21 protein-coding genes are annotated in these 25,014 nt (G+C 64.2%); 14 read left to right on the top strand and 7 right to left on the bottom strand.

What is annotated here, in order from left to right; all coding sequences use genetic code 11:
- Positions 1–33 precede the first annotated feature (33 nt).
- From lysM to NP503_RS10175, 3 genes are all read right to left on the bottom strand, one after another.
- The gene (lysM, locus tag NP503_RS10185; RefSeq protein ID WP_027039967.1) at positions 34–507 is read right to left on the bottom strand and encodes a peptidoglycan-binding protein LysM; all 474 of its coding nucleotides are present in this window, start codon (positions 505–507) and stop codon (positions 34–36) included.
- Between the two features lie 88 nt (positions 508–595).
- A complete protein-coding gene (gene arfB, locus NP503_RS10180; RefSeq protein ID WP_023810634.1) occupies positions 596–1,033 on the bottom strand; it encodes an alternative ribosome rescue aminoacyl-tRNA hydrolase ArfB in 438 nt (145 codons plus the stop codon).
- Between the two features lie 84 nt (positions 1,034–1,117).
- Positions 1,118–2,743, bottom strand: a complete 1,626-nt coding sequence (locus NP503_RS10175) for a phosphoenolpyruvate carboxykinase (protein ID WP_127266884.1) — start codon at positions 2,741–2,743, stop codon at positions 1,118–1,120.
- A gap of 342 nt (positions 2,744–3,085) precedes the next feature.
- Here NP503_RS10175 and NP503_RS10170 point away from each other — a divergent pair, with 342 nt between their 5' ends.
- From NP503_RS10170 to NP503_RS10105, 14 genes are all read left to right on the top strand, one after another.
- Positions 3,086–3,787: a response regulator transcription factor gene (locus NP503_RS10170; protein WP_013528337.1), complete on the top strand. Its 702-nt coding sequence runs from the start codon at positions 3,086–3,088 to the stop codon at positions 3,785–3,787.
- Between the two features lie 20 nt (positions 3,788–3,807).
- Positions 3,808–5,592, top strand: coding sequence for a sensor histidine kinase (locus tag NP503_RS10165; protein WP_013528336.1), 1,785 nt, complete (start codon positions 3,808–3,810; stop codon positions 5,590–5,592).
- A 32-nt stretch (positions 5,593–5,624) separates the two neighbouring features.
- Entirely contained in the window at positions 5,625–6,071 is a 447-nt protein-coding gene (locus NP503_RS10160; RefSeq protein WP_164748904.1) for an HPr kinase/phosphorylase, read from the top strand.
- A 164-nt stretch (positions 6,072–6,235) separates the two neighbouring features.
- Positions 6,236–6,637: a PTS sugar transporter subunit IIA gene (locus NP503_RS10155; RefSeq protein WP_010912939.1), complete on the top strand. Its 402-nt coding sequence runs from the start codon at positions 6,236–6,238 to the stop codon at positions 6,635–6,637.
- Complete coding sequence (locus tag NP503_RS10150) at positions 6,634–6,930, top strand: HPr family phosphocarrier protein (RefSeq protein WP_027039963.1); 297 nt, start codon at positions 6,634–6,636, stop codon at positions 6,928–6,930. The genes NP503_RS10155 and NP503_RS10150 overlap by 4 nt, the downstream gene beginning before the upstream one ends.
- 181 nt (positions 6,931–7,111) lie before the next feature.
- Positions 7,112–8,512, top strand: coding sequence for an adenosylhomocysteinase (gene ahcY, locus NP503_RS10145; protein WP_023810629.1), 1,401 nt, complete (start codon positions 7,112–7,114; stop codon positions 8,510–8,512).
- A 199-nt stretch (positions 8,513–8,711) separates the two neighbouring features.
- Entirely contained in the window at positions 8,712–11,267 is a 2,556-nt protein-coding gene (locus NP503_RS10140; RefSeq protein ID WP_127267523.1) for a PAS domain-containing sensor histidine kinase, read from the top strand.
- An 8-nt stretch (positions 11,268–11,275) separates the two neighbouring features.
- Positions 11,276–12,787, top strand: coding sequence for a tRNA (adenosine(37)-N6)-threonylcarbamoyltransferase complex ATPase subunit type 1 TsaE (gene tsaE / locus NP503_RS10135; protein ID WP_127267522.1), 1,512 nt, complete (start codon positions 11,276–11,278; stop codon positions 12,785–12,787).
- Positions 12,784–13,512, top strand: a complete 729-nt coding sequence (locus NP503_RS10130) for a nucleotidyltransferase family protein (protein WP_127267521.1) — start codon at positions 12,784–12,786, stop codon at positions 13,510–13,512. Before tsaE ends, NP503_RS10130 begins: the two co-directional genes overlap by 4 nt.
- Positions 13,509–16,643, top strand: coding sequence for a double-strand break repair protein AddB (gene addB, locus NP503_RS10125; RefSeq protein ID WP_127372017.1), 3,135 nt, complete (start codon positions 13,509–13,511; stop codon positions 16,641–16,643). The genes NP503_RS10130 and addB overlap by 4 nt, the downstream gene beginning before the upstream one ends.
- A complete protein-coding gene (gene addA, locus NP503_RS10120) occupies positions 16,640–20,158 on the top strand; it encodes a double-strand break repair helicase AddA (RefSeq protein WP_127268390.1) in 3,519 nt (1,172 codons plus the stop codon). The genes addB and addA overlap by 4 nt, the downstream gene beginning before the upstream one ends.
- 75 nt (positions 20,159–20,233) lie before the next feature.
- Positions 20,234–20,557, top strand: a complete 324-nt coding sequence (gene trxA, locus NP503_RS10115) for a thioredoxin (RefSeq protein ID WP_127268389.1) — start codon at positions 20,234–20,236, stop codon at positions 20,555–20,557.
- Positions 20,558–20,688: 131 nt separating this feature from the next.
- A complete protein-coding gene (locus NP503_RS10110; RefSeq protein WP_127268388.1) occupies positions 20,689–20,970 on the top strand; it encodes a cupin domain-containing protein in 282 nt (93 codons plus the stop codon).
- A 68-nt stretch (positions 20,971–21,038) separates the two neighbouring features.
- A complete protein-coding gene (locus tag NP503_RS10105) occupies positions 21,039–21,257 on the top strand; it encodes a plasmid stabilization protein (protein WP_127268387.1) in 219 nt (72 codons plus the stop codon).
- 52 nt (positions 21,258–21,309) lie between these two features.
- Here NP503_RS10105 and NP503_RS10100 read toward each other — a convergent pair whose 3' ends face one another.
- The 4 genes from NP503_RS10100 to trpA all read right to left on the bottom strand — a co-directional run bounded on the left by NP503_RS10100 (position 21,310) and on the right by trpA (position 25,014).
- Complete coding sequence (locus NP503_RS10100; protein ID WP_127268386.1) at positions 21,310–21,729, bottom strand: VOC family protein; 420 nt, start codon at positions 21,727–21,729, stop codon at positions 21,310–21,312.
- A 28-nt stretch (positions 21,730–21,757) separates the two neighbouring features.
- Positions 21,758–23,083, bottom strand: a complete 1,326-nt coding sequence (locus NP503_RS10095) for a folylpolyglutamate synthase/dihydrofolate synthase family protein (protein WP_127301845.1) — start codon at positions 23,081–23,083, stop codon at positions 21,758–21,760.
- A gap of 119 nt (positions 23,084–23,202) precedes the next feature.
- The gene (gene accD / locus NP503_RS10090; protein ID WP_013528321.1) at positions 23,203–24,129 is read right to left on the bottom strand and encodes an acetyl-CoA carboxylase, carboxyltransferase subunit beta; all 927 of its coding nucleotides are present in this window, start codon (positions 24,127–24,129) and stop codon (positions 23,203–23,205) included.
- Between the two features lie 45 nt (positions 24,130–24,174).
- Positions 24,175–25,014 (bottom strand): tryptophan synthase subunit alpha, encoded by an 840-nt coding sequence (gene trpA, locus NP503_RS10085; RefSeq protein WP_127269346.1) that lies wholly within the window; start codon positions 25,012–25,014, stop codon positions 24,175–24,177.

The following is a 25,014-nucleotide window of genomic DNA, read 5'->3' as shown; positions in this document are numbered from 1 at the left end:
AGCCGCCGCTCTTGTCGAATTGGCAGCCGCCGATCAGGCGAGGTCGGGAATGCGCAGCACCTGGCCCGGATAGATCTTGTCGGGATGGGTCAGCATCGGCTTGTTGGCCTCGAATATGACCGTGTTCTTGACGCCTTGGCCCTTGCCGTAGCTTTTCTCGGCGATCTTCCAGAGATTGTCGCCCTTCTTCACCGTGTAGAAGGTGGGCTCCTTGGCGGGGGCGGCGGCCGTGCCAGGTGCTGGCGCGACCTGCAATTCGTCCGCCTGCACTTTGGAGACGCCGAGCGTGTTGCCGACGGCGATGACCGCCTTCTCGAAGATCGACTGGTCCTTGACCACACCCTTCAGCACCGCCGTGTCGCCCGTGACGACGACCTCGACGCCATCGGTGCCGAGCTTGTGCGAATCGAGCTCCTTCTTGAGTGTGTCGGCCGTGGGTGCGGCTTCGTCGTCACCGCCGATGCCCAGTTTCTTGCCGACGCTCTTGACGAAATCGAACATGCCCATCCTTGGTCTCCCTTGCTAATGGCAATGGTTGAACTTTGCATCTGCGGTCCAAAATGGGAAGTCGTTTTGCGCGTGATTGGTGTGGTGCTTAATCGTTCTCCACCCGGCCCCGCAGCTTCTTGATCGTGCCGCGCCCGGCCTTGCTCTTCAGCCGCCGTTCCACGGCACCCTTCGACGGCCGTGTCTTCTTGCGCGGCGGCGGTGGCGGTTCGGCGGCCTTGGCGACCAATGCCGTCAGCCGTGCCCGCGCATCCGCCCGGTTCTGTTCCTGGGTGCGGAAGCGGCCTGCTTCGATGACGATGACACCGTCCTTGGTGGCACGCTGGCCGGCAAGCTTGATCGTCCGCTCGCGCACGCGCTCCGACAGACCCGTTGCGTTGGCCGCGTCGAAGCGCAGTTGCACCGCCGTCGCCACCTTGTTGACGTTCTGGCCGCCGGGACCGGACGAGCGGATGAAATCCTCGTGCAGGTCGCCCGGATGGATCACCGCATCGCCTGATATGATGATGTTGTCGTCGCTCGCCATGCCGCAGTCATGGCGCGGCGGATCGAAAAAGAAAAGGCCCGATCGAACCGGGCCTTTCAACGAAAGCTGACCCCTGTGGCGCGATTACTCCGCCGCTTCCTGCATGCGCGGCGCCGCGCCCAGCACCACGGCGTCGACATGGCTTTCGAATTTCTCGAAATTGACGGCGAACATGCCGACCAGCCGTGCCGCCTGACGGTCGTAGCCGGCCTTGTCGGCCCAGGTCGCCCGGGGGTCCAGAATCATCGGGTCGAGAATGGCGCTATCGATGCCCGGCACAGCCACCGGCACCTCGAAACCGAAATGAGGGTCGGTGCGGAACTCGGCCGTCTTCAGCGAGCCGTCAAGTGCGGCTGCAAGCAACGCGCGCGTCGCCTTGATCGGCATGCGCTTGCCGGTGCCGTAGGCGCCGCCGGTCCAGCCGGTATTGACCAGCCAGCAATCGGCGCCGTGGCGTGCAATCAGCTCGCGCAGCAGATTGCCGTATTCGGAAGGGTGGCGCGGCATGAACGGCGCACCGAAACAGGTCGAAAACGTCGCTTCGGGCTCGGTCACGCCCTTTTCGGTTCCGGCCACCTTGGCGGTGTAGCCGGACAGGAAATGATACATCGCCTGCGCCGGGGTCAGCCGCGCGATCGGCGGCATCACGCCGAACGCATCGGCGGTCAGCATGATGATGTTGTTGGGATGGTTGGCGCGGCCGGTCTTGCTGGCATTGGGGATGAAGTCCAGCGGGTAGGCGCAGCGTGTGTTCTCGGTCAGTCTTCCGTCGTTGAAATCCGGCACGCCATCAGCGTCGAGCACGACATTTTCCAGCACCGTGCCGAAGCGCTGCGTGGTGGCGAAGATTTCCGGCTCGGCTTCCGCCGACAGCTTGATCGTCTTGGCATAGCAGCCGCCTTCGAAATTGAAGATGCCGTGCGGCCCCCAGCCATGCTCGTCGTCGCCGATCAGCGTGCGCGAGGGATCGGCCGAGAGCGTCGTCTTGCCGGTGCCCGACAGGCCGAAGAAGATGGCGGCGTCGCCGGCCGCACCCTCATTGGCCGAGCAATGCATCGGCATCACGCCTTTCGCCGGCAGCAGATAGTTGAGCATGGTGAACACCGACTTCTTCATCTCGCCGGCATAGGAGGTGCCGCCGATCAGCACGATCTTGCGCGAAAGATCGACGGCGATCACCGTTTCGGTGCGGCTGCCGTGACGAAGGGGATCGGCGCGGAAGGACGGCAGGTCGATGATCGTCATCTCAGGCACGAACTGTTCGAGTTCGGCGGCATCCGGACGGATCAGCAGATTGCGGATGAACAGCGAGTGCCAGGCAAATTCGGTGATCACCCTGGTCGGCAGCCTCGACTCCGCATCGGCGCCGCCGACCAGATCCTGGACGTATAGATCCTTGTCCGCGGCATGCGCCTGGAAATCGGCGAGCAGCGTGTCGAACTGGGCCGGCGAGATCGCCTTGTTGTTGTCCCACCAGACATGTGGTTCGGTGGCGCCATCGCGGACGACGAACTTGTCCTTGGGCGAGCGGCCGGTGTGCTGTCCGGTCTCGGCGACCAGCGCGCCATGGGCGGTCAAGCGGGCCTCGCCGCGCCGGATCGATTCCTCATAAAGGGCGGCCGCACCGAAATTATAGCGCACCACGCCGGTGGTTTTCAGGCCGATATGATCGATCGCGCAGGCGGAATTGCGTTTGCCGACTTCCGACATCGAGTGTCCCTCTTGGATTTGCCGCATCTTTGCCGGCACGTTTCCAGCACGCCCACTACGCGGGCGAGATGGTCAGAACCAGAAAAGCCAAATGATATCAAATCATTAATCGATTTAAATATTTTGAAAGTTGTTTAAATCGTTTATATGTGCAAAAAGTTTCGCGGTTGCCCAAAGGATTGGCGATGTCCGTTCGTCCAATCCATGTCGAGGTAGGATTGTGGCCGCCGGCATGCCGCGCGTGACAGCGGACAAGGCCTATGCCACATTTTGTACCTAATTTGTCCTGCAAAAGCCCCTTCTCTACGACAGAAGGGACAGCTCATGAGGGAGCCGCTTGAAATGGCAACAATCGCGCTTGTCGATGACGACCGCAACATTCTGACATCGGTGTCGATCGCCCTGGAATCCGAGGGGTATCGCGTCGAGACCTACACGGATGGTGCGTCAGCGCTGGAAGGCCTGGCGGCACGCCCGCCGAACCTTGCCATCCTCGACATCAAGATGCCGCGCATGGACGGCATGGAACTGCTGCGCCGCATGCGCCAGAAGTCCGACCTTCCGGTGATCTTCCTGACCTCCAAGGACGACGAGATCGACGAATTGTTCGGCCTCAAGATGGGCGCCGACGATTTCATCCGCAAGCCCTTCTCGCAGCGCCTGCTGGTCGAGCGGGTGCGCGCCGTGCTGCGCCGCGCCAGTGCCCGCGAGGCTGCCGCCAAGACGCCAAGCCAGCAGGCCCGCTCGCTCGAGCGCGGCCAACTCGTCATGGACCAGGAGCGCCACACCTGCACCTGGAAAGGCGAGCCGGTGACGCTCACCGTCACCGAGTTCCTGATCCTGCATTCGCTGGCGCAGCGTCCAGGCGTCGTAAAAAGCCGTGATGCGCTCATGGATTCGGCTTATGATGAACAGGTCTATGTCGACGACCGCACCATCGACAGCCACATCAAGCGGCTGCGCAAGAAGTTCAAGGCCGTCGACGACGACTTCGAGATGATCGAAACCCTTTACGGAGTCGGATACCGGTTCCGCGAAGCATAAGTAGCAGGGCCTGCTATTCGATGGCAGTGGAAGCACAGCGAACAAGACCGGCGGGCGCCTCCAGGCGGCCGTCGCGGATCATGCCGTCCTTCGTGTCGAAGATCACGGTGCCGATGCGCCGTTTCCTTGGCCATCATATCTTTTCCAGCCTGACACGGCGTATCCTGTTCCTCAACCTTGCCGGCCTTGCCGTCCTGGTGACCGGCATCCTCTATCTCAACACCTTCCGAGACGGGCTGATCGACGCCCGCGTCGAAAGCCTGATGACCCAGGGCGAGATCATCGCCGGCGCGATCGCCGCGTCGGCGACGGTCGAGACGGATTCGATCAGCATCGACCCGGAAAAGCTGCTTGAACTGCAGGCCGGCGAAAGCCTGGGGCCGGGCTCCGACCAACTCGACAACCTCGACTTCCCGATCAACCCGGAGCGGGTCGCCCCGGTGCTGCGAAGGCTGATCTCGCCGACCAGGACCCGCGCCCGCATCTATGACCGCGACGCCAATCTGCTGCTCGATTCACGCCACCTCTATTCGCGTGGCCAGATCCTGCGCTACGACCTGCCGCCGGTTGAGGAGGAAGAGCCCGATCTGGTCGAGCGCATCCAGAAATTCGTCTTCGACTTCTTCCGCAACACCGAGCTGCCGGTCTATCACGAGCAGCCGGGCGGCAATGGCGCCGCTTTCCCGGAAGTGGTCAAGGCACTCACCGGCAGCCCGTCGACCATCGTGCGCGTCAGCGAGCAGGGGGAGCAGATCGTTTCGGTGGCGGTGCCGATCCAGCGCTTTCGTGCCGTCCTGGGCGTGCTGATGCTGTCGACCGAAGGCGGCGACATCGACAAGATCGTCGCCGCCGAGCGCAAGGCGATCCTGCGCGTCTTCGGTATCGCGGCCCTTGTCACCGCCATCCTGTCGATGCTGCTTGCCTCCACCATCGCCAATCCGCTGCGCCGGCTGTCGGCGGCGGCGGTGCGGGTGCGGCGCGGCGTCAAGAGCCGTGAGGAAATCCCCGATTTTTCCGACCGCCAGGACGAGATCGGCAATCTGTCGATCGCCATACGCGACATGACCAACGCGCTCTACGCCCGCATCGAGGCGATCGAAAGCTTCGCGGCCGATGTCTCGCACGAGTTGAAGAACCCGCTGACGTCGCTGCGCAGCGCGGTGGAAACCTTGCCGCTGGCCAAGAACGACGATTCGCGCGGCCGGCTGATGGATATCATCCAGCACGATGTCAGGCGGCTGGACCGGCTCATCACCGATATTTCCGACGCATCGCGCCTGGACGCGGAGCTCGCGCGTGAAGATGCCGGGACGGTCGACCTGAAGAAATTCATCACCGATCTGGTCGCCGTTTCGCGCGAAGCGACGCGCAACAAGAAGGCGGTCGAGATCGAGTTCAAGGCGGCCAAACTGCCGCAAGGCGTCAAAGGCTACGTCGTCGTCGGGCATGATCTTCGCATCGGCCAGGTCATCACCAATTTGATCGAGAACGCCCGTTCCTTCGTTCCCGAGGATCATGGCCACATCAGCCTGTCGCTGGCGCGTGCCGGCAAGTTCAACATCGTCACCGTCGACGACAATGGCCCCGGCATCCGGGCCGACAACATCGACCGCATCTTCGAACGGTTCTACACCGACCGGCCGGCCGGCGAGGCATTCGGCCAGAATTCGGGGCTTGGCCTGTCGATATCCAGGCAAATCGTCGAGGCCCATGGCGGCACGCTCACCGCCGAGAACATCCCCGGCACCAAACCCGGCGAGATCAAGGGCGCACGCTTTGTGGTGACATTGCCGGCCGAAGGCTGAGAGCATGAATCCCAACCACGCCTGGTCCAGCCGTGCAGCCTGAAAACATTCACGCGACAATGGTTTTGATCGGCGAGCGCGGCATTCTCGTCACCGGAGCCTCCGGTTCGGGCAAGACGACGCTGGCGCTGGCGCTCATCGACCATTGTCGCCATCGCGGCCTGTTCTCGCGGCTCGTCGGTGACGATCAGCTCTTTGTCGAGGTGCATGCCGGGCGGCTTCTCTGCCGCGCTCCCGCCATCATAGAAGGCCTCGTCGAGGTGCCTGGGCTCGGGCCGCGAGCGGTGCCGTTCGAGCCCGCCGCCATCGTCGATTTGCATGTCCGCCTGACGCCGGCCGGTGAAACGGCACGCTTTCAGGAGGATGCCGACACCAGCATCGCCGGCTGTCGGGTGCCGCGTATCGATGCGGTCGAACGCAACGTCGCTGCCGCCTTGCCGGTCGTGATGGCGCGGCTGTCGATCGCGCCTTTTCTATGATCCGTTCCGGGTTTTTTGCTGCAATGCGTCAAAATGGCATGTGCCTGCGCAATTTTGGGCTTGTCAACGGGCCGTGCGTCGACAAGATAGCGCTCCCGCCGCCTGGATTGGCTGGCGAGCATAAAATGCGCCTGTGAAGCGGCGATGACGGGAGCCACCAAAGAATGATCGGACTCGTGCTTGTAACGCACGGTCAACTGGCCACCGAGTTCCGACATGCCGTCGAACATGTCGTCGGGCCACAAGACAATTTCGAAACCGTGGCGATCGGTGCCGACGACGATATGGAGCAGCGTCGCCGCGACATCGTCGACGCTGTTGCCCGTGTCGATACCGGGGCGGGCGTCATCGTGCTGACCGACATGTTCGGCGGCACGCCCTCCAACCTTGCCATCTCGGTGATGGAGTCCGGCCGCACCGAGGTGATCGCCGGCATGAACCTGCCGATGCTGATCAAGCTCTCCTCGATCCGCAAGGGCGACAATATGGCCGCCGCGCTCGATGAGGCTCAGGCCGCCGGCCGCAAATACATCAATGTCGCCAGCCAGCTCCTGAGCAGCAAATGACCGCGCTGTCCCCGGAAAAAGACCAAATTGTCCGGGATTTTCCCATCATCAACCAACGTGGCCTTCATGCGCGCGCTTCGGCGAAGTTCGTCCAGCTGGCCAGCGGCTTCGATGCCTCGGTGCATGTCGAGAAGGATGGCGTCAAGGTCGGCGGCACCTCGATCATGGGCCTGATGATGCTGGCGGCAAGCCCCGGCTATTCGATCCGCGTCACCGCCAGCGGACCGGAAGCCCGGCAGGTCATCGACGCCCTGGAGCAGCTGGTGGCGTCCCGCTTTGGCGAGGAATGCTGATCAGGTAGAGCGCCGATGCGTGTCTGAGAGACATGCAGGGATAAAGATTTCTTTATATCCCATTGTCGTCCTTGCTCCGATCTGCTAGTCAGGCCGGCAATTCGCGCCCTTCGACGCGCCGACCGGCGCGGGCGTGTCCGCAACAAATTCGCAAGCACAACATTCGCATCGGAGTACTGCCATGACGGGTAGCAAGGACTATGTGGTCGCCGACATCTCGCTTGCCGGCTGGGGCCGCAAGGAACTCGAGATCGCCGAAACCGAAATGCCGGGCCTGATGGCCTGCCGTGAGGAATTCGGTCCCAAGCAGCCGCTCAAGGGTGCGCGCATCACCGGCTCGCTGCACATGACGATCCAGACGGCGGTGCTGATCGAGACGCTGAAGGAACTGGGCGCCGATATCCGCTGGGCCTCCTGCAACATCTTCTCGACCCAGGACCATGCGGCCGCGGCCATCGCCGAAGCCGGCATCCCGGTGTTCGCCGTCAAGGGCGAGTCGCTCGAGGAGTATTGGGACTACACCGACAAGATCTTCCAGTGGGCCGATGGCGGCCTCTCCAACATGATCCTCGATGATGGCGGCGATGCCACCATGTACATCCTGATCGGCGCCCGCGCCGAGGCCGGCGAGGACGTGCTGTCCAACCCGCAGAGCGAGGAAGAGGAATACTTCTATGCCCAGGTCAAGAAGCGCCTGAAGGCTTCGCCCGGCTTCTTCACCAAGCAGAAGGCGGCGATCCGCGGCGTCACCGAAGAGACGACCACCGGCGTCAACCGGCTCTATCAGCTGCAGAAGAAGGGCCTGCTGCCTTTCCCCGCCATCAACGTCAACGACTCGGTTACCAAGTCGAAGTTCGACAACAAATATGGCTGCAAGGAATCGCTGGTCGACGGCATCCGCCGCGGCACCGACACGATGATGGCCGGCAAGGTCGCTGTCGTGTGCGGTTATGGCGACGTCGGCAAGGGCTCGTCGGCCTCGCTCAAGGGCGCCGGCGCCCGCGTCAAGGTCACCGAGGTCGATCCGATTTGCGCGCTGCAGGCGGCGATGGACGGGTTTGAAGTCGTCACGCTGGAAGATGCGGCCCCCACCGCCGACATCGTCATCACCACCACCGGCAACAAGGATGTCGTCACCCTCGACCATATGCGCTCGATGAAGGACATGGTCATCGTCGGCAACATCGGCCACTTCGACAATGAGATCCAGGTCGCCGCGCTGCGCAATTTGAAATGGACCAACGTCAAGCCGCAGGTCGACATGATCACCTTCGCGGACGGCAAGCGGATGATCCTTTTGTCGGAAGGGCGGCTGCTCAATCTCGGCAACGCCACAGGCCACCCGAGCTTCGTCATGTCGGCATCCTTCACCAACCAGGTGCTGGCGCAGATCGAGCTCTACACCAAGCCCGGCCAGTACGAGAACCAGGTCTATGTCCTGCCCAAGCATCTCGACGAAAAGGTCGCGCGCCTGCATCTCGACAAGCTCGGCGCCCGTCTGACCGAACTGTCGGGTGAACAAGCCGCCTATATCGGCGTCACGCCGCAGGGTCCGTTCAAGCCGGAACACTACCGCTATTAACCAAAGCTAAAATTGCTACCAGATATTGAGGCCGGGCGATTGACTTTTCGCCCGGCCTTATTTTTGCGCGCCATCAGCCTTCACGGCGATTCGGCGAGGGGTTATTGTCAGGTGATTCGGCGATGCTTCCAGCCCGAGAGGGTCAAGAGAGGCACGCATCAGGGCGGTCTTGCATTCAGGCGGCGGAGAGGACCAAGACATGCCGGGGCAACACCCGCACAGAGCGGGACGGGCCGTTTCCGGCGGCCATGACGATTCGGGGATTGCTGGCTCCGCCCTGGAAGGCGGGAGCCTGTCCTGGCGCGCCCGTGCGTCGACATTCCTTGCCACCTCCGCGCTCGCGGGCCCCTTGGCTGGCGCCGTCGCGCATGCCGAAACCGCTGCTGCCAGCGTCGCGGGACTGTCGGTGAGCGCCATCGAGGTCATGCAGCTTGCCGTGTTCGTCGGCGTGACGGGTGCCGCACTGATATCGGCCATCGTTCTCATCCGCGAAAGAGCCCGCACCTCGGCGGAGAATGTCGAACTCAGGAGCCGCCTCGCCGACATCAACGCGGCGCTCCGCCGCTCCGAGGCGCTGCTCAATCTGCGTGACCAGCGCGTCGTCGTCTGGGCCGCTGAAAACAAGAAGCCCGAGCTTATCGGCACATTGCCCGTCGAAAGCGGCGCTCCCGAAGATAGGGCCGCTTTTCTCGCTTTCGGCCGCTGGCTGATGCCGCGTTCGGCGGCGGCACTCGAACATGCCGTCGCGGGATTGCGCGAGAAGGCCAAACCCTTCGACCTCGTCATCGAATCGCAGGCCGGTGCGCCGCTCGAAGTGCATGGCCGCAAGAGTGCCGCGCATGTGCTCGTGCGTTTCGTCTCGCTCTCGGAGACGCAGCGCAGCCAGGCCAGGCTGAAGATCGAGAACCAGCGGCTGGCCGCCGACCACGACACGATGATCGGCCTGCTCGACGCGCTGAACATGCCGGCATGGCTCCGCGGCGAGGACGGCGGGCTGAAGTGGGTCAACCGCGCCTATGCCGATGCCGTCGAAGCCGAAAATGCCGAAGCCGCGGTCCGGGAGAAAAAAGAGTTCCTCGGCGGCCAGGCGCGCGATGCGATTGCCGCCCAGCACAAGACGCATCCGGTTTTCGAGCAGTCGCTGTCCACCGTGATCGAAGGTGACCGCCGTGTGTTCGCGGTCACCGATTTCGCCGGCAGCGATGGCTCGGCCGGCCTTGCCTGTGACACCAGTGCCATTGAGGCCGTTCGCGGCGAATACGAACGGACGGTGCGAAGCCACGCCGACACGCTCGACCAGCTCAACACGGCAGTCGCCATTTTCGACACCGACGAGAAGCTGCGGTTCTTCAACCAAGCCTTCCAGAAGCTTTGGGGGTTGGACGCCGGCTTCCTGCACAGCGCACCCGACAATGCCTTGCTGCTCGACCGGCTGCGCAGCGAGGGCAAGATCGCCGAACAGCCTGAATGGCGTCGCTGGAAGGAAGGCCTGCTCGGCGCCTATCGCGCCGTCGAATCCCAGGAACATTGGTGGCATCTGCCGGACGGCAAGACCATTCGCGTCGTCGCCAATCCGCAGCCCAAGGGCGGCGTGACCTGGGTGTTCGAGAACCTGACCGAGAAGATGGACCTGGAAAGCCGCTACCAGACAGCCGTGCGGGTTCAGGGCGAGACGCTCGACAATCTTGCCGAAGGCGTGGCGGTGTTCGGACCCGACGGCAGGCTCCGGCTGTCGAATCCTGCCTTTGCCACTCTCTGGGGATTGAGCGGTGAAGCGGCCAAGCCCAGTGTCCACGTGTCGACGATACGCGACCTCTGCGACCGGCAGGCCGCGGACAGCCCCTGGCCCAGCTTCGTTGCCGCCATCACCGGCTTTGACGACGAGCGCCGCGACCGCCACGGACAGACCGAGCTCAACAACGGCAATGTGCTGAGTTACGCCATGATCCCGCTGCCCAACGGGCAGGTGATGATGACCTTCGTCGACGTGACCGACAGCGTCCATGTCGAGCGGGCGCTGAAGGACAAGAACGAGGCGCTGCAAAAATCCGACCAGCTCAAGAACGAATTCGTCCAGCACGTCTCCTATGAACTGCGTTCGCCGCTGACCAACATCATCGGCTTCACCGAACTCCTGTCGCAGCCCACGACCGGTCCGCTGACGCAGAAGCAGCGCGAATATGTCGAGCATGTCAGCTCGTCCTCCGCGGTCCTGCTCACCATCGTCAACGACATACTCGACTTGGCGACGGTGGACGCCGGCATCATGCAGCTCGACATTTCCGAGGTGCAGGTCGATCGCACCATCGCCGCTGCGGCCGAACTGGTGGCCGACCGGCTGGAAGAGCATTCGATCAGTCTCCAGGTGGACGCCATCGCGGCGCCGAAGACGTTTCACGGCGATGAGGTCCGCGTCCGCCAGATCCTCTACAATCTGCTCAGCAACGCCGCCAATTACGCCCCGGAAGCCAGCATCATCCGGCTCACTTGCCGCCATCTGGCGGATGGGGTGGAATTCTCGGTTCATGACGATGGTCCCGGCATGCCGCCGGATGTGCTCGATTCGGTGTTCCGCCGTTTCGAGCCGCGCGCCAATGGCGGCCGCCGGCGCGGCGCCGGCCTCGGCCTGTCGATCGTCAAGAGCTTCGTCGAGCTGCATGGCGGCAGCGTTCGCATCGAAACCGGCAAGGACAAGGGCACGACCGTCATCTGCACCTTTCCAGACATGCCGGGCATCCGCGCCGCGGCCGAGTAGCGCGTTCGATGACCGGACTGGTGCTGGAGCGATTACTCGCCGACGAGACCCAGACAGCGCGGCTGGGCGAAGATCTGGCGCTGTCGCTGCGCCCGGGTGACGTGCTTGCCCTCAAGGGCGATCTCGGCGCCGGCAAGTCGACGCTGGCGCGGGCCTTGATCAGGACCCTGGCCGACGATGCCGGTCTCGATGTTCCGAGTCCGACCTTCACATTGGTGCAGAGCTACGACACCCGCATTCCGGTCCATCATTTCGATCTCTACCGCCTGTCCTCGGCGGACGAGATCGATGAGTTGGGGCTCGACGAAGCCCTGGCGCAGGGTGCTGCTTTGGTCGAATGGCCGGAACGGGCGGAAGCCCATCTGCCGAAAACCACAGTCCTGATCGAGCTCGTCCAGCATGGCGAAGGCCGGCTGGCGCGATTGTCAGGCCAGGGTGATGCCTTCGATCGGGCGGCACGGTCGTTGGCCATGCGCGACTTTCTCGTGAACGCCGGCTGGGGGGAAGCGCAGCGCCGCCATTTCATCGGCGATGCTTCGGCCCGCTCCTATGAGATCGTTTCGTTGCCGGACCAAAAGCCTCGGGTCTTGATGAACTCGCCACGGCTGGTTCTCGGTCCGCCTGTGCGCGACGGCAAGCCCTATGCCGAGATCGCGCATACCGCTCAGTCGGTCTCCGCCTTCGTTGCCATCGACCGCGCCTTGAAGGAAGGCGGCGTCAGCGTTCCGCAAATCCATGCCGAGGACCAGGAGCAAGGTTTCCTGCTTCTCGAACATCTTGGTTCCGAAGGTTTCCTCAGCGGCGATGGCCAGCCGCTGGCCGAGCGTTACGCAGCGTCCGCTGAGCTGCTGGCCATGATGCACGGCAGGGCCTGGCCGCAGCGCCTGGAAACAGGGCAAGGCGGCTTCCACGATGTGCCGCCTTTCGACCGCGACGCCATGATGATCGAAGCCGATCTGCTGGTCGACTGGTACGTGCCGGCAATCACTGGCGCTCCGGCAAGCGAGAGCTTGCGCGCCGGTTACCACAAGCAATGGAATGCGCTCCTCGACCGGCTGCAAGGCCGCGAGGTCACGCTGATGCTGCGCGACTTCCATTCGCCAAACATCATCTGGCGCGGCGACCGTTCCGGGCATGATCGGCTAGGCATCGTCGATTTCCAGGATGCGCTGATCGGCCCTTGCGCCTATGACGTCGCCTCGCTCGCCATGGACGCGCGGGTCACCATCTCGCCCGAGATCGAGAAACAGACGCTGGATGCCTATGTCGCGGCGCGCCACGCAGCCGGCGCTTTCGACGAGGCAAGCTTCCTGGAATCCTACGCCATCATGGCGGCGCAGCGAAATTCCAAGATCCTCGGCATCTTCGTCCGTCTCGAAAAACGCGACGGCAAGCCCTATTATCTGAAGCACTTGCCGCGCATCCGCGACTATCTGCGCCGGGCTCTGTCTCATCCGGCGCTGGCAAGCCTGCGCGAGTTCTACGACGCCCAGGGTTTGCTGGAGGAGCGAGCGCTGTGACAGCAAGACCGGACACCGCCATCGTACTTGCCGCCGGGCTTGGCAAACGCATGCGGCCGATCACCGACACCATTCCCAAGCCACTGGTCAAGATTGCCGGCAAGACGTTGCTCGACTGGAGCCTCGACAGCCTGGCCGCCGCCGGCGTCGGCAAGGCGGTCGTCAACGTCCACTACTTTCCCGAACAGATCGTCGCCCATGTCACTGCCCGCCGCGCGCCAAACATCGTCATTTCCGACGAGAGCGAACAACTGCTCGATTCCGCCGGCGGCATCGTCAAGGCGTTGCCCGAACTGGGCGATCAGCCCTTCTACATCCTCAACGCCGACACGTTCTGGATCGATGACGGTCCTCTCAATCTCCAGCGCCTCGCCCTTGCATGGGACGCGGCGAAAATGGATATTCTGCTGATGCTGGCGGATCTCCAACAGGCGACCGGACACTGCGGCAGCACCGATTTCCTGGTGGCGCCGGATGGCGGCTTGCGGCGTTCGAAAGGCGACCCGGCGGGGCTGATCTATGCCGGGGCGGCGATCGTCCATCCGCGCCTGTTCGAGGGTGCACCGGCCGGGCCGCACTCGCTCAACGCCTATTTCGATTCCGCCATCGCGGCCGGCCGCCTGTTCGGCATGCCCATGCATGGCCACTGGATCACCGTCGGCACGCCCGATGCCGTACCGCTCGCGGAAGCGGCGGTCGCCGGTGCGCTCATCGAGTCGCAATGAGCGGCTCCAGCCGCGTTTTCTCGATCCCGCCCGGAGCGCCGTTTCTGCCGACGCTTGCCGAGGCGCTGCTTGCCGGCCGCCTTGTTCCGGGGTTTCGATTTGACGGCGACCCGCTCGCTTTGGCCGATGTCACCATCTATGTGCCGACACGCCGTGCCGCGCGTGCCTTGCGGGGTGTCTTCGTCGACAGCCTGGCGGCACGCGGCGGCGGCGGCTCGGCGATCCTGCCGGTCATCCGGCCACTGGGCGAGTTCGACGAGGATGAGGCCGCATTCGAGACCGAGGCATCGGCGGCCATAGATCTCGCGCCGCCGATCGCCGCGATCGAACGCCTGTTGCTGCTGACGCCGTTGGTGCGCGCCTGGAAACGCCGGCTGCCGGCGCATGTCGCCGCCCTTTTCGCCGAGGAGATCGTCATCCCGGCTTCCACCGCCGACGCGATCTGGCTGGCGCGCGATCTCGCCCGGCTGATGGACGAGATCGAGACGGAAGGAACGGACTGGGCCAAGCTCACCGATCTGGTGACCGGCAACCTTGCCGGGTGGTGGCAGGTGACCCTCGAATTCCTCGGCATCGTCACCGAAGCCTGGCCGAAATTCCTCGCGGAAAGCGACCGCTCAAATCCGGCCGCGCATCGCAGTGCGCTGATCCGCGCCGAGGCGGCGCGGCTGCTGCGCAATCCGCCCGCTGGCCCCGTTATCGCCGCGGGCTCGACCGGCTCGATACCCGCCACGGCCGAACTGCTTGCCGCCATCGCGCGCCTGCCCGGCGGCGCCATCGTGCTGCCCGGCCTCGACCGTACGCTGGACGAAGCGTCGTTCCAGGCAATCGCCGCGCCCGGCGCGCGTCCAGCCGTGCTCGGCCACCCGCAATATGGCTTGGCCAGGCTGATCGGCAAGATCGGCGTATTGCGCAGCGACGTCGAGGAGATTGGCGTGGCCGAACCGCGACTTGCGCTTCGCGCCGCCCTTGTCGGCGAAGCGCTGCGGCCGGCCGAAACCACCGAACTCTGGGCCGAGACACGTGCCGGTTTCCCGGCGTCCCACATTGCCGGCGCCTTCGCCGAGGTGACCTTGCTCGAAGCTGCCAGCGAACGTGATGAAGCTGTCGCCATCGCCGTCGCGCTCAAGCGCGCGGTCGAACAGCCCGGCCAAAGGGCGGCTCTCGTCACCGGCGATCGCGCATTGGCACGGCGCGTCTCGATCGAGCTCCAGCGCTTCGGCGTCGCCGCCGACGATTCCGGTGGCACGCCGCTCGCCAACACCCCGGCGGCCAGCCTGCTCAGGCTGGCGCTCGAGGCATTGTTCAGGCCAGGCGATCCGGTCGGCCTGTTGTCGCTGCTCAAGCATCCGCTGCTTGGCCTCGGCCTCGAACGGGCCGATGTGCGCCACGCGGCGGAACTGGTCGAGCTGGTGGCGCTGCGCGGCGGCACCGGCCGCCCAGACATCGTTTCGCTGCCGGAACTGTTCGAGGCCCGCCTCACCGGTCTGGGCGGCGGCAGCCGGCCGCCCTTCTGGTTTTCCCGGCTGACCGTGCGCTCCATCGAAACTACCCGGAATTTGCTTGAACGTCTCAAGCAGGCTCTGGCGCCGCTCGCAGCCTTCCGCGGCCGGGACGATGCCGACCTTGCCGCGCTTGTCAGGGCCAGCGTCGCCACACTCGAAAATCTCGGCCGCACCGCCGACGGTGGTCTTGGCGAACTCTATGCCGGTGACGCCGGCGAAAAGCTTGCCGAACTGCTGCGCGGGCTGGTCGCGGCTTCGGCTTCACTGTCCTTCGCGGCGACCGAGTGGCCCGATATCATGGCGGCGCTGATCGCGCCTGAATCGGTCAAGCCGGCACAGGGCACCGACCGGAACATCGCCATCTGGGGTGCGCTGGAAGCCCGATTGCTGACCGTCGATACGCTGGTCATCGGCGGGCTCAATGAGGGCGTATGGCCGCGCAAGCCCGAGAGCGACCGCTTCATGTCGCGGCTGATGAAGACCGGTATCGACCTCGAACCGCCCGAGCGGCGCATCGGCCTTGCCGCGCATGATTTCCAGATGGCCATGGGCGCTGGGAAAGTGGTGCTGTCCCGCTCGGCGCGCGCCGGCGACGCACCCGCCGTGCCGTCGCGCTGGCTTCAGCGGCTGCTGACCTTTATCGGCAACAATCAGGCAGCGGAGCTGCGCCGGCGTGGCGACGAACTGCTCGCCTGGGCGCGCGCGCTGGATACAGGCCCAAGGCGGGATTTCGCGCCACGGCCGCAGCCGAAGCCGCCCCTGTCGGTGCGCCCGACGCATTTCTCGGTCACCGAGATCGAGACCCTGCGCCGGGATCCCTACGCTGTCTATGCGAGACGGATCCTTGGACTGATGCCGCTCGATCAGGTCATCCGCGACCCCGGTGCGGCCGAGCGCGGCACGCTGTTTCACGCCATCCTGCATCTGTTCTCAGGCAGTGTCGCCGATCCGCGCACCCCCGAGGCGCTCGCCGGCCTTATCGCCGCCGGCCGCGCCTGTTTTGCCGAGGCCGCACTTCCGGCCGATGTCGAGGCGGTGTGGTGGCCGCGCTTCGAGAAACTCGCCGCCAACATCATCGGGTGGGAGCGCACGCGCGCCGATGCGGTGACAAAGCGCCATGCCGAGGAGCGCGCCGGCAAGACCGTTGTCGGCCAATCCGGCGTGACGCTGTCCGGCTACGCCGACCGCGTTGACCTTTTGGCCGGCGGCATGGCCGACATACTGGATTACAAGACCGGTTCCTCGCCGTCCAAGGCGCAGGCGCACACACTGCTTGCGCCGCAACTGGCGTTGGAGGGCGCGCTGCTCAGGCGCGGCGCCTTCAAGGATCTGGGCGTACGCGAGCCCTCTCAACTGGCCTTCATCAGGCTGAAGCCGAATGGCGAGGTGTTCGAGGAATCCATCCTCGAACACAATCGCCAGCCGCGGACCGCGACCGATCTTGCCGAAGAGGCCTGGGCGCGGCTGGAAAAGCTGTTGATCCACTATGCCGATCCTGCGACGGGTTATCTGTCGCGCGCGCTGCCGTTCCGCGAAGGCGAGACCGATGGCGACTACGACCATCTTGCCCGCGTGCTCGAATGGTCGGCAGGCGGCGATGCCGGCGACGAGGCAGGGGAGGCATGAAAAAGGCCTATCCGATCCCCAGCGACACCGCGACCAGCCAAGCCCGCGCCGCCGATCCCGGCAATTCCGCCTGGGTGTCGGCGAATGCCGGATCCGGCAAGACCCATGTGCTGGCCCAGCGCGTCATCCGGTTGCTGCTGCGCGGCACCGATCCCTCGAAGATCCTGTGCCTGACCTATACGCGCGCCGCTGCCGCCAACATGTCCAACCGGGTCTTCTCGACACTGTCGGAATGGACCACGCTCGGTGACGCCGACCTTGCGGCAAAGGTCGAGGCTCTGGAAGGCCGCCGGCCGGATCTCGAGACCATGCGCCGGGCGCGGCGCCTGTTCGCCGAGGCACTGGAAACGCCCGGCGGGTTGAAGATCCAGACCATCCATGCCTTCTGCGAATCGGTGCTGCACCAGTTCCCGCTGGAAGCCAACATCCCGGCCCATTTCGAGATGCTCGACGGCCAGATGGAGGCATCGCTGTTCGCCGCGGCGCGCCGCGAGATGATCTCCGGCACATCCGCCGGCGACAGGGATCTGGCCGAGGCTTTTGCCGCCATTCTCGATCGGGGCGGCGAAGCCGGGCTCGACGCCTTGCTGGGTGAGATCGTGCGCAAGCGCGACGGCTTGCGCAATTTCATCGACGCCGTCGGGCGTGATGGCACGCGCTTCCAGGCCCTGTTCGAGGAATTCCATTTCCATCCAGGCCAGACGGCCGAGGGCATAGCCGCTTCGGTATGGCCGTTGCCGGGTTTCCTGCCCGACTATTTTGCCGGCTTCGCCCACGCAGCCGAGGCCACCGACGCCAGATCGGTGCTGAACAACATCCTGCCCTATGCGCGGCAGGCTTTCGCCGAGGGCGATCCCATTCGGCGCCTGCAACTGCTGGCGCGAGCCTTCCTCAAGACCGATGGCGACGCCTACGACCCGGCAAAGGCCTTCAGGAAGGCCCTGGTCGACCGGCTGCCGGATCTGGCGGAGCGCTATCTCTCGGCCGCCAATGCCATCGTCGAAACCACCGACCGGCTGGCCCTGTTCCGGATGCTGGAGGGTACAAGAGCGGCGCTGACCATCGCCGACTGGCTGATCGCCCGCTACGAAATGCTGAAGCGCAGCCGCGGCTTTCTCGATTTCAACGACCTGATCACCCGCACCGTCAACCTGCTGGCGCGGCCAGACGCCGGCCCCTGGGTGCAATACAAGCTTGACCAGGGCATCGACCATATCCTGCTCGACGAGGCGCAGGACACCAGTCCGGACCAATGGGAAGTGGTGAAACGGCTGGCGGAAGAATTCTTTGCCGGCTTTGGCGCGCGCGACAGGGTCCATCGCACGGTCTTCGCGGTCGGCGACGAGAAGCAGTCGATCTATTCGTTCCAGGGGGCTGCCCCGGACTCCTTCGCCGACAGCCGGCTGTTGTTCGCGGGACGGGTGCGTGACGCCGAGGCGTCCTTTGCCGATCTCAAACTGACCTGGTCGTTCCGCTCGACCGACGACGTTCTTACCGCGGTCGACCGCGTCTTCGCCGACGCGAGCGTGCGGCGCGGCATCAGCCATGATCCCGATCCGCTGCGCCACCAGGCGATCCGCACCGACGCACCGGGCTATGTCGAGGTGTGGCCGTCGGTCGGCGCCGATGTCGTCGATGAGCCCGACGACTGGACGCAAGCCATCGACCATGCGCACGCGCCGGCGGTGCGCGTGGCTGAGAACGTCGCCGCCACAATCGCCGGCTGGATCGGCAGTGGCGAAATCATCGAAGGCCGGGGCAAGCGGCTGCGGCCGGGCGATGTGCTGGTGCTGGTGCGCAAGCGCGACCGCTTCGTCCATGCGCTGACCCGCGCACTCAAACGCCGCGACATTCCGGTTGCCGGCGCCGACCGGCTGAGCCTGCCTGGACACATCGCGGTCAAGGACCTGATTGCGCTCGGTCATCTCCTCATCCAGCCGCAGGACGATCTGTCGCTTGCCGCCGTGTTGCGCAGCCCGATCTTCGATCTGCCGGAAGAGACGCTTTTCACGCTCGCCGCGCAGAGGCCGTCCGGCTTGTCGCTGATCGCGTCGTTGCGACAGCACGCCGGCGAAAGCGAGAGACTGGCGAAGATCGTCGCCCAGGTCGACATCTGGACGAACGAGGCCGCCTTCAAACCGGTGTTCGAGTTTTACGCTGGCCTGCTGGCGCGTGATGGCGTGCGCCGCAAGATGATCGCGCGGCTCGGGCCCGAAGCCGGCGACATTCTCGACGAGTTCCTCAGCTTCTGCCTGGCCGAGGAACGGACCGGCCTGCCGGGGCTGGAAGCCTTCCTGTCGACGCTGGAAAACGCCGGTCCTGAGATCAAGCGCGAGATGGACCAGACCCGCGACGAGGTCCGGGTCATGACCCTGCACGCTGCCAAGGGCCTGGAAGCGCCGGTCGTGTTCCTGGTCGATGGCGGTTCCGCCCCGTTCAGTGACCAGCATCTGCCGCGCCTGATGCCCTTCGATGGCTCCGGCGCGAATTGGGACGGCAAGGGCTATCTCTGGCGCTCTGCCAGCGACGTCGCCAACGGCTTTTCCAAAGCAGCGGCGGCGCGGGCACGGGAACTCGCCGACGACGAATACCGCCGGCTGCTCTATGTCGGCATGACCCGTGCCGAGGACCGGCTGATCGTCTGCGGCTATCACGGCAAGCGAGCGCCGAACGCCGGCACCTGGCATTCGATCGTCAGCCGCGCGTTGATCGGTGCGCCGGAAAGCGAGCAGCGTGCGCATCCCGCCGGCGGCGAGCCGGTGCATCGTTTCCATGTCACCAAGCTGCCGCCGGTCGCACTGGCTTCCGGCGAGCAGGCGCGGCCGACGGATGCTTTCGGACCTCTGCCGGCGACCTTGTTCCGGCCCTTGCCCCCCTTCGAGGATCTGCCGCGTCCGCTGTCGCCATCCGGTGCTGCGGCGCTGATAGACGAAGGCAAGGAAGCTGTGGTCGACAAGGCGTCGCCGGTGCTCGACGCCGATGCCGAGCCGGGCTTTGCGGTGCTGCGCGGGCTTGCCCTTCACAAACTGCTGCAGATGCTGCCGGGCATTGCCGAGCCCGAACGCCAGCGCGCGGCGGAGCGCTATCTCTTGCGAACGGGTGCGGACTGGCCTCCGTCAGAGCGCGAAAAAGCCCTGGCGTCGGTCACATCAATCCTTGCGGATCCCGGCCTCGGTCAGCTGTTTGCGCCGTCGTCGCGTGCTGAGGTCGCGATCATGGGCAGCCTGGAAGTAAAGGGCAAAAAGCGCTCGATTTCCGGCAAGATCGACCGGTTGGCGGTGACGTCGGACACGGTCTCGATCGTCGACTACAAGACCAACCGGCCGGCGCCCTCCACTCTGGCCGAGGTGCCGCCGGCCTACCTGCTCCAGCTCGCGCTCTATCGCGCCCTGTTGCAGCCGCTCTATCCCGGCCGCACGGTCAAGGCGGCCCTGCTGTTCACCGAGGCGCCGCGGCTGATCGAGCTGCCGGCCGGTGCCATGGACGACGCCCTTGCCCGACTCACGGGAGCGTGACACAACACCTGCTTGAAGAAGGGCGCGATCACCACCACATTTGGTGGGACAAAAACTTTCAAAAGGATTTTCCATATGGCAACCGTGAAGGTCGACAAGAGCAACTTCCAGGCCGACGTGCTTGACGCCAACGTACCGGTCGTCGTCGATTTCTGGGCGGAATGGTGCGGTCCCTGCAAGATGATCGCGCCGGCGCTCGAAGACATTGCCACCGAACTCGGCGCCAAGGTGAAGATCGCCAAGCTCAACATCGACGAGAATCCGGAGCTTGCCGCCCAGTTCGGCGTGCGCTCGATCCCGACGCTGATGATCTTCAAGGGCGGCGAAATGGCCGACAAGAAGGTCGGTGCGGCGCCCAAGACCGCGCTGTCGCACTGGATCAACGGCAATCTCGCCTGATCCATCTGAAATTCATATGACCATCAAGCCCGGCCTCGCGCCGGGCTTTTTGTTGGCGTCATCGGTGCGTGGCTCTGGCTCTCGCGTCCGGCCACTCCATGTCATCTGCTTGAGCCAGACAGGAGAACCCCATGACCGGATCCGCCAAGGCCACCGTATTCATCGACAATGAGCGCGTCATCGTCACCGAGTACCGCTTCGCACCGGGCGAAAACACCGGCTGGCATCGCCACGGCCACGACTATGTCGTCGTGCCGCTGATGGACGGCAAGGTGAAGCTGTTGACCAAGGACGGCGAGACCTTCGCCGAGATGAAGAAGGGCGCGCCCTATTTCCGCAAAGAGGGCGTCGAACATGACGTCATCAACGCCAACGAAGGCGAATATGCCTTTATCGAGATCGAATTGAGGTGACGGCATGCCATCATGTGCCATCTTGATGGGCGCTGAGAGACTACATCTTCTAGAAAGGGGAGTTTGAAATGGCCGAACCCCAGCTTTCCGTCCGCAGCGCAAAAGCACGAGATATTGCTCATCGACTCGCTCGTCGCGAAAACCGTTCAATAGCTGATATCGTCGAACGCGCACTTGAATCCTATGAGATTCGGGAGGCCGGGCGAGAACCGGCCTCCCTCTTCTATTCCCGCCTGACGGCAAGCATCGGCGTCGACATCGATCTGGAAGCAATCATACCATTGTGATTTCAGAGACCCTTAGAAAGGCGCCTGATGCGGTGTCATGGCTTGGCTGGTCTCACCAATCAGCGATGCGGTCGTCGCCGGTGAATTGTGCGCTTTTCTGGGTGTACTCGAACAACTCGATTTTCACGTCGTTTGGATCGCGGATCCAGGCCTGAAATGTGTCATCGCAGGCCAGTTTCTTTGAGGTGACGTCGACACCTTTCGACCTGATGTGGGCGATCGCGGCATCAATGTTCTCCACTTCTAGGCAGAAGTGGTTGATCTGGTTCAGGTCGCCATAGCGGGCCTCGTTTTTCCCGAACACCTCGACATGGCTGCCGCCGCCGCAATCGAGGTAGAACCCGAAAATCTTGCCGTCACGCAGGAAATTGAAGCAGGTGTCCATGCCCAGCACGTCGCGATAGAAGCTTCGTGTCGCTTCAAGGTCGTTGGCGAAGATGCAGACGTGAGCGAGCTGCTTGACCTTGATCATGACAGGTTCCTCGCAGAAAAATCCGCCTTCAGGTCGGCGGGGTGCCGTTCTCGGCCAGCACCGCGCCGGTCAGATACAACGAACCGCTGATCAGGATGCGTGGCGCCGGACCGTCCCAGGTGTCGCGCAGCAGCATCAGCGCGCTGGCGACGGAACTCACCGGCTCGGCGGTCAGCCCGGCTTCCGTCGCGCGGACCGCCAGTTCGTCGTTTGGCACGCCGGCCTCGCTAAGGCTCACCGGCACCGTGTAGACATGCCGGGCGAGGCCCTTGAAGGCACGGAAATAGCCGCTCTGGTCCTTGGTGTTGATCATGCCCGAGATGAGGAACAGCGGACGCGGGTTCTTCTCTTCCTGCTCGGCCAACGCTTCGGCAACCACCACGCCGGCCCCCGGATTGTGGCCACCGTCGAGCCAGATATCGGCGCCCTTGGGTGCCAGTTCGGCCAGCCGGCCCTGCATCAGCTTCTGCATACGCCCTGGCCAGGCGACATTGATCATCGCCTTTTCGGCGGCGCGATGGCTGATCTCGAAACCGGCCGCCTTGACCGCGGCGATCGCCGCCGCCGCATTGGCGAACTGATGGCGTCCGGGCAGCCTGGGCGGTGGCAGGTCCATCAAGCCGTCTTCGTCCTGGTAGACCATGCGGCCGTTTTCCTCGAAGGCAAGGAAGTCCTGGCCGTAGACGAAGGTGGGGCATTCAAGCCGCTCGGCGGTTTCGATCAGCACCTGCAGCGCCGTTTCGCTCTCCTGCGCGCCGATGACCACCGGACAGCCGGGCTTGATAATACCGGCCTTTTCGGCCGCGATCAGTTCGACACGGTCCCCGAGATAGGCCTCGTGGTCGAGCGACACCGGCATGATCACTGACACGGCCGGCTCCTTGACGACATTGGTCGCGTCGAAGCGGCCGCCGAGCCCGACCTCGATGATGGCGGCGTCGGCCTGGTGTTCGGAAAACAAGAGGAAGGTGACGGCGGTGAGAATCTCGAAGACGGTGATCTTCTCGCCTTCATTGGCTCTGGCCGCACGGGCAATAGCATCGGCGAAAACCCTGTCCTCGACCAGCCTGCCGCCGCCATCGGCGGCCAGCCGGTAACGCTCATACCAGTTGACCAGATGCGGCGAGGTGTGAACATGGACGCGGTAGTCCGCTGCCTCGAGCAGGGCGCGCGAAAAGGCGGCGCACGAGCCTTTGCCGTTGGTGCCGGCGATGTGGATGACCGGTGGCAGCCGATCCTGCGGATCGTCAAGCCGCTCCAGCAGCCGCGAAATGCGGTCGAGCGAAAGGTCGAAGCCTTTCGGATGAAGCGCCATCAGGGCTTCGATTTCGCGGTCGGCGGCAAGCGTCGTCATGGCAGAATCCTAGCGCATGAGCCGTGAAAACCAGAATCGGTTTCGGATGGCTATGGCAATCAAAAGCTACAGCGCGCCGAAGCACCCGTGCAATCGCGGTCGCGGCGCTTCGTGTCGCTTCAGGCTTGCGGCCGAGCTTCCGCGGCGACCACCGCCGGCGGCAGGATTTCCGGCTCCAGCGTTTTTTGCTCTTCCGGCAGCTTGAGCAGCATCTTGAGCAGGCGCGCGATCGTTTCACGCATTTCCAGCCTGGATACGACCATGTCGACCATGCCGTGCTCCATCAGATATTCGGAGCGCTGGAAGCCGTCGGGCAATTTCTCGCGGATCGTCTGTTCGATGACGCGCGGTCCGGCAAAGCCGATCAGCGCGCCGGGCTCGGCAATGTGCACGTCGCCCAGCATGGCATAGGAGGCGGTCACGCCGCCCGTGGTCGGGTTGGTCAAAACGACGATGTAGGGCAGGCCGGCTTCCTTCAGCCGGTCGACACCAACCGTTGTCCGCGGCAATTGCATCAGGGACAAAATACCTTCCTGCATGCGCGCGCCGCCGGAAGCGGCGAACAGGATCAGCGGCCGCTTGCGCTGCAGGGCCACTTCGAAGCCATGCACGATGGCGTCGCCAGCGGCCATGCCGAGCGAGCCGCCCATGAAGGCGAAATCCTGCACCGTGACCACCACCGGCAGACCCTCGACGGTGCCCAGCGCATTGATGATCGCGTCCTCAAGGCCGGTCTTGGCCTTGGCGTCCTTCAACCGGTCGACATAGCGCTTCTCGTCGCGGAATTTCAGCGGATCCTGCATCACCTTGGGGTTGTCCAGGGTCTCGTATTTGCCGCCATCGAAGAAGAATTTCAGCCGCTCCTTGGCCGAGATCTTCATGTGATGGCCGGACGACGGAATGACGAACTGGTTGGATTCCAGGTCCTTGTGGAACACCATCTCGCCGGTCTCCGGATCCTTGATCCAGAGGTTCTCGGGCATGTCGGTGCGCCGGCCGAGCATCGAATTGATCTTCGGGCGAACGTAATTGGTGATCCAGTTCATCGCTTCGGCTCCTGTCCTGACGAGGATTGGGAAGAGGTAGGAGAACTATTCGGCAGCAGCAAGGCGGGCCGAACGCACGCCTTGCGCAAGGCCGCTGACCAGCGTGGCGACGGCTTCGGCCGGATCGGCGGTCTTTTCGCCCTTCGGTCCCAGCACATTGGCAACCGCATTGACGATCGCGGTGCCGACGACGACACCGTCGGCATTGGCGCCGATCACCCGGGCCTGCTCGGCGGTCTTGACGCCGAAGCCGACGCAGACCGGCAGGTCGGTGTGGCCCTTGATGCGCTTGACCGCCGCCGCCACCTTGCCGGTGTCGGCCAGCGCCGAGCCGGTGATGCCGGTCATCGACACATAGTAGACGAAGCCCGACGTGTTCTGCAGCACTTTCGGCAGGCGCTTGTCGTCGGTCGTCGGTGTCGCCAGCCGGATGAAATTGATGCCGGCCTTGAGCGCCGGAATGCACAGTTCCTCGTCCATCTCGGGCGGCAGGTCGACGACGATCAGCCCGTCAATGCCGCTGGCGATCGCGTCCTTGAGGAAGCGGTCGACGCCATAGATGTAGATCGGATTGTAGTAGCCCATCAGCACGATCGGCGTTTCATTGTCACTGGTCCGGAAGTCGGCCGCCATCTTCAGCGTCTTGACCAGCGTCTGGCCGCCCTTCAGCGCCCGCAGGCCCGCCGCCTGGATCGCCGGGCCGTCGGCCATCGGGTCGGAAAACGGCATGCCGAGCTCGATGATGTCGGCGCCGGCCTTGGGCAGTGCCTTCATAATCGACAAGGAGGTGTCGTAGTCAGGGTCGCCGCCCATGAAATAGGTGACGAGCGCCGGGCGGCCTTCGGCTTTCAGTTTTGCCATGCGGCGGTCGATGCGGGTCACCAT

Origin of the sequence: Mesorhizobium sp. SEMIA396 (genome assembly GCF_024518615.1) — a bacterium.
In the GTDB taxonomy this organism is placed as follows: domain Bacteria; phylum Pseudomonadota; class Alphaproteobacteria; order Rhizobiales; family Rhizobiaceae; genus Mesorhizobium.
The sequence above is the reverse complement of the archived record's forward strand: the minus strand, read 5'-3'. Positions and strand labels throughout refer to the sequence as shown.

Coding starts and splice junctions, on each gene's coding strand:
- NP503_RS10100 (WP_127268386.1), bottom strand. CDS start 21,729: ATGATCAAGGTCAAGCAGCTCGCTCACGTCTGCATCTTCGCCAACGAC.
- tsaE (WP_127267522.1), top strand. CDS start 11,276: ATGACCGGACTGGTGCTGGAGCGATTACTCGCCGACGAGACCCAGACA.
- arfB (WP_023810634.1), bottom strand. CDS start 1,033: ATGGCGAGCGACGACAACATCATCATATCAGGCGATGCGGTGATCCAT.
- NP503_RS10175 (WP_127266884.1), bottom strand. CDS start 2,743: ATGTCGGAAGTCGGCAAACGCAATTCCGCCTGCGCGATCGATCATATC.
- NP503_RS10150 (WP_027039963.1), top strand. CDS start 6,634: ATGACCGCGCTGTCCCCGGAAAAAGACCAAATTGTCCGGGATTTTCCC.
- NP503_RS10095 (WP_127301845.1), bottom strand. CDS start 23,083: ATGACGACGCTTGCCGCCGACCGCGAAATCGAAGCCCTGATGGCGCTT.
- trxA (WP_127268389.1), top strand. CDS start 20,234: ATGGCAACCGTGAAGGTCGACAAGAGCAACTTCCAGGCCGACGTGCTT.
- NP503_RS10165 (WP_013528336.1), top strand. CDS start 3,808: ATGGCAGTGGAAGCACAGCGAACAAGACCGGCGGGCGCCTCCAGGCGG.
- NP503_RS10105 (WP_127268387.1), top strand. CDS start 21,039: ATGGCCGAACCCCAGCTTTCCGTCCGCAGCGCAAAAGCACGAGATATT.
- addB (WP_127372017.1), top strand. CDS start 13,509: ATGAGCGGCTCCAGCCGCGTTTTCTCGATCCCGCCCGGAGCGCCGTTT.
- ahcY (WP_023810629.1), top strand. CDS start 7,112: ATGACGGGTAGCAAGGACTATGTGGTCGCCGACATCTCGCTTGCCGGC.
- NP503_RS10155 (WP_010912939.1), top strand. CDS start 6,236: ATGATCGGACTCGTGCTTGTAACGCACGGTCAACTGGCCACCGAGTTC.
- NP503_RS10140 (WP_127267523.1), top strand. CDS start 8,712: ATGCCGGGGCAACACCCGCACAGAGCGGGACGGGCCGTTTCCGGCGGC.
- NP503_RS10170 (WP_013528337.1), top strand. CDS start 3,086: ATGGCAACAATCGCGCTTGTCGATGACGACCGCAACATTCTGACATCG.
- NP503_RS10110 (WP_127268388.1), top strand. CDS start 20,689: ATGACCGGATCCGCCAAGGCCACCGTATTCATCGACAATGAGCGCGTC.
- lysM (WP_027039967.1), bottom strand. CDS start 507: ATGGGCATGTTCGATTTCGTCAAGAGCGTCGGCAAGAAACTGGGCATC.
- accD (WP_013528321.1), bottom strand. CDS start 24,129: ATGAACTGGATCACCAATTACGTTCGCCCGAAGATCAATTCGATGCTC.
- addA (WP_127268390.1), top strand. CDS start 16,640: ATGAAAAAGGCCTATCCGATCCCCAGCGACACCGCGACCAGCCAAGCC.
- trpA (WP_127269346.1), bottom strand. CDS start 25,014: ATGGTGACCCGCATCGACCGCCGCATGGCAAAACTGAAAGCCGAAGGC.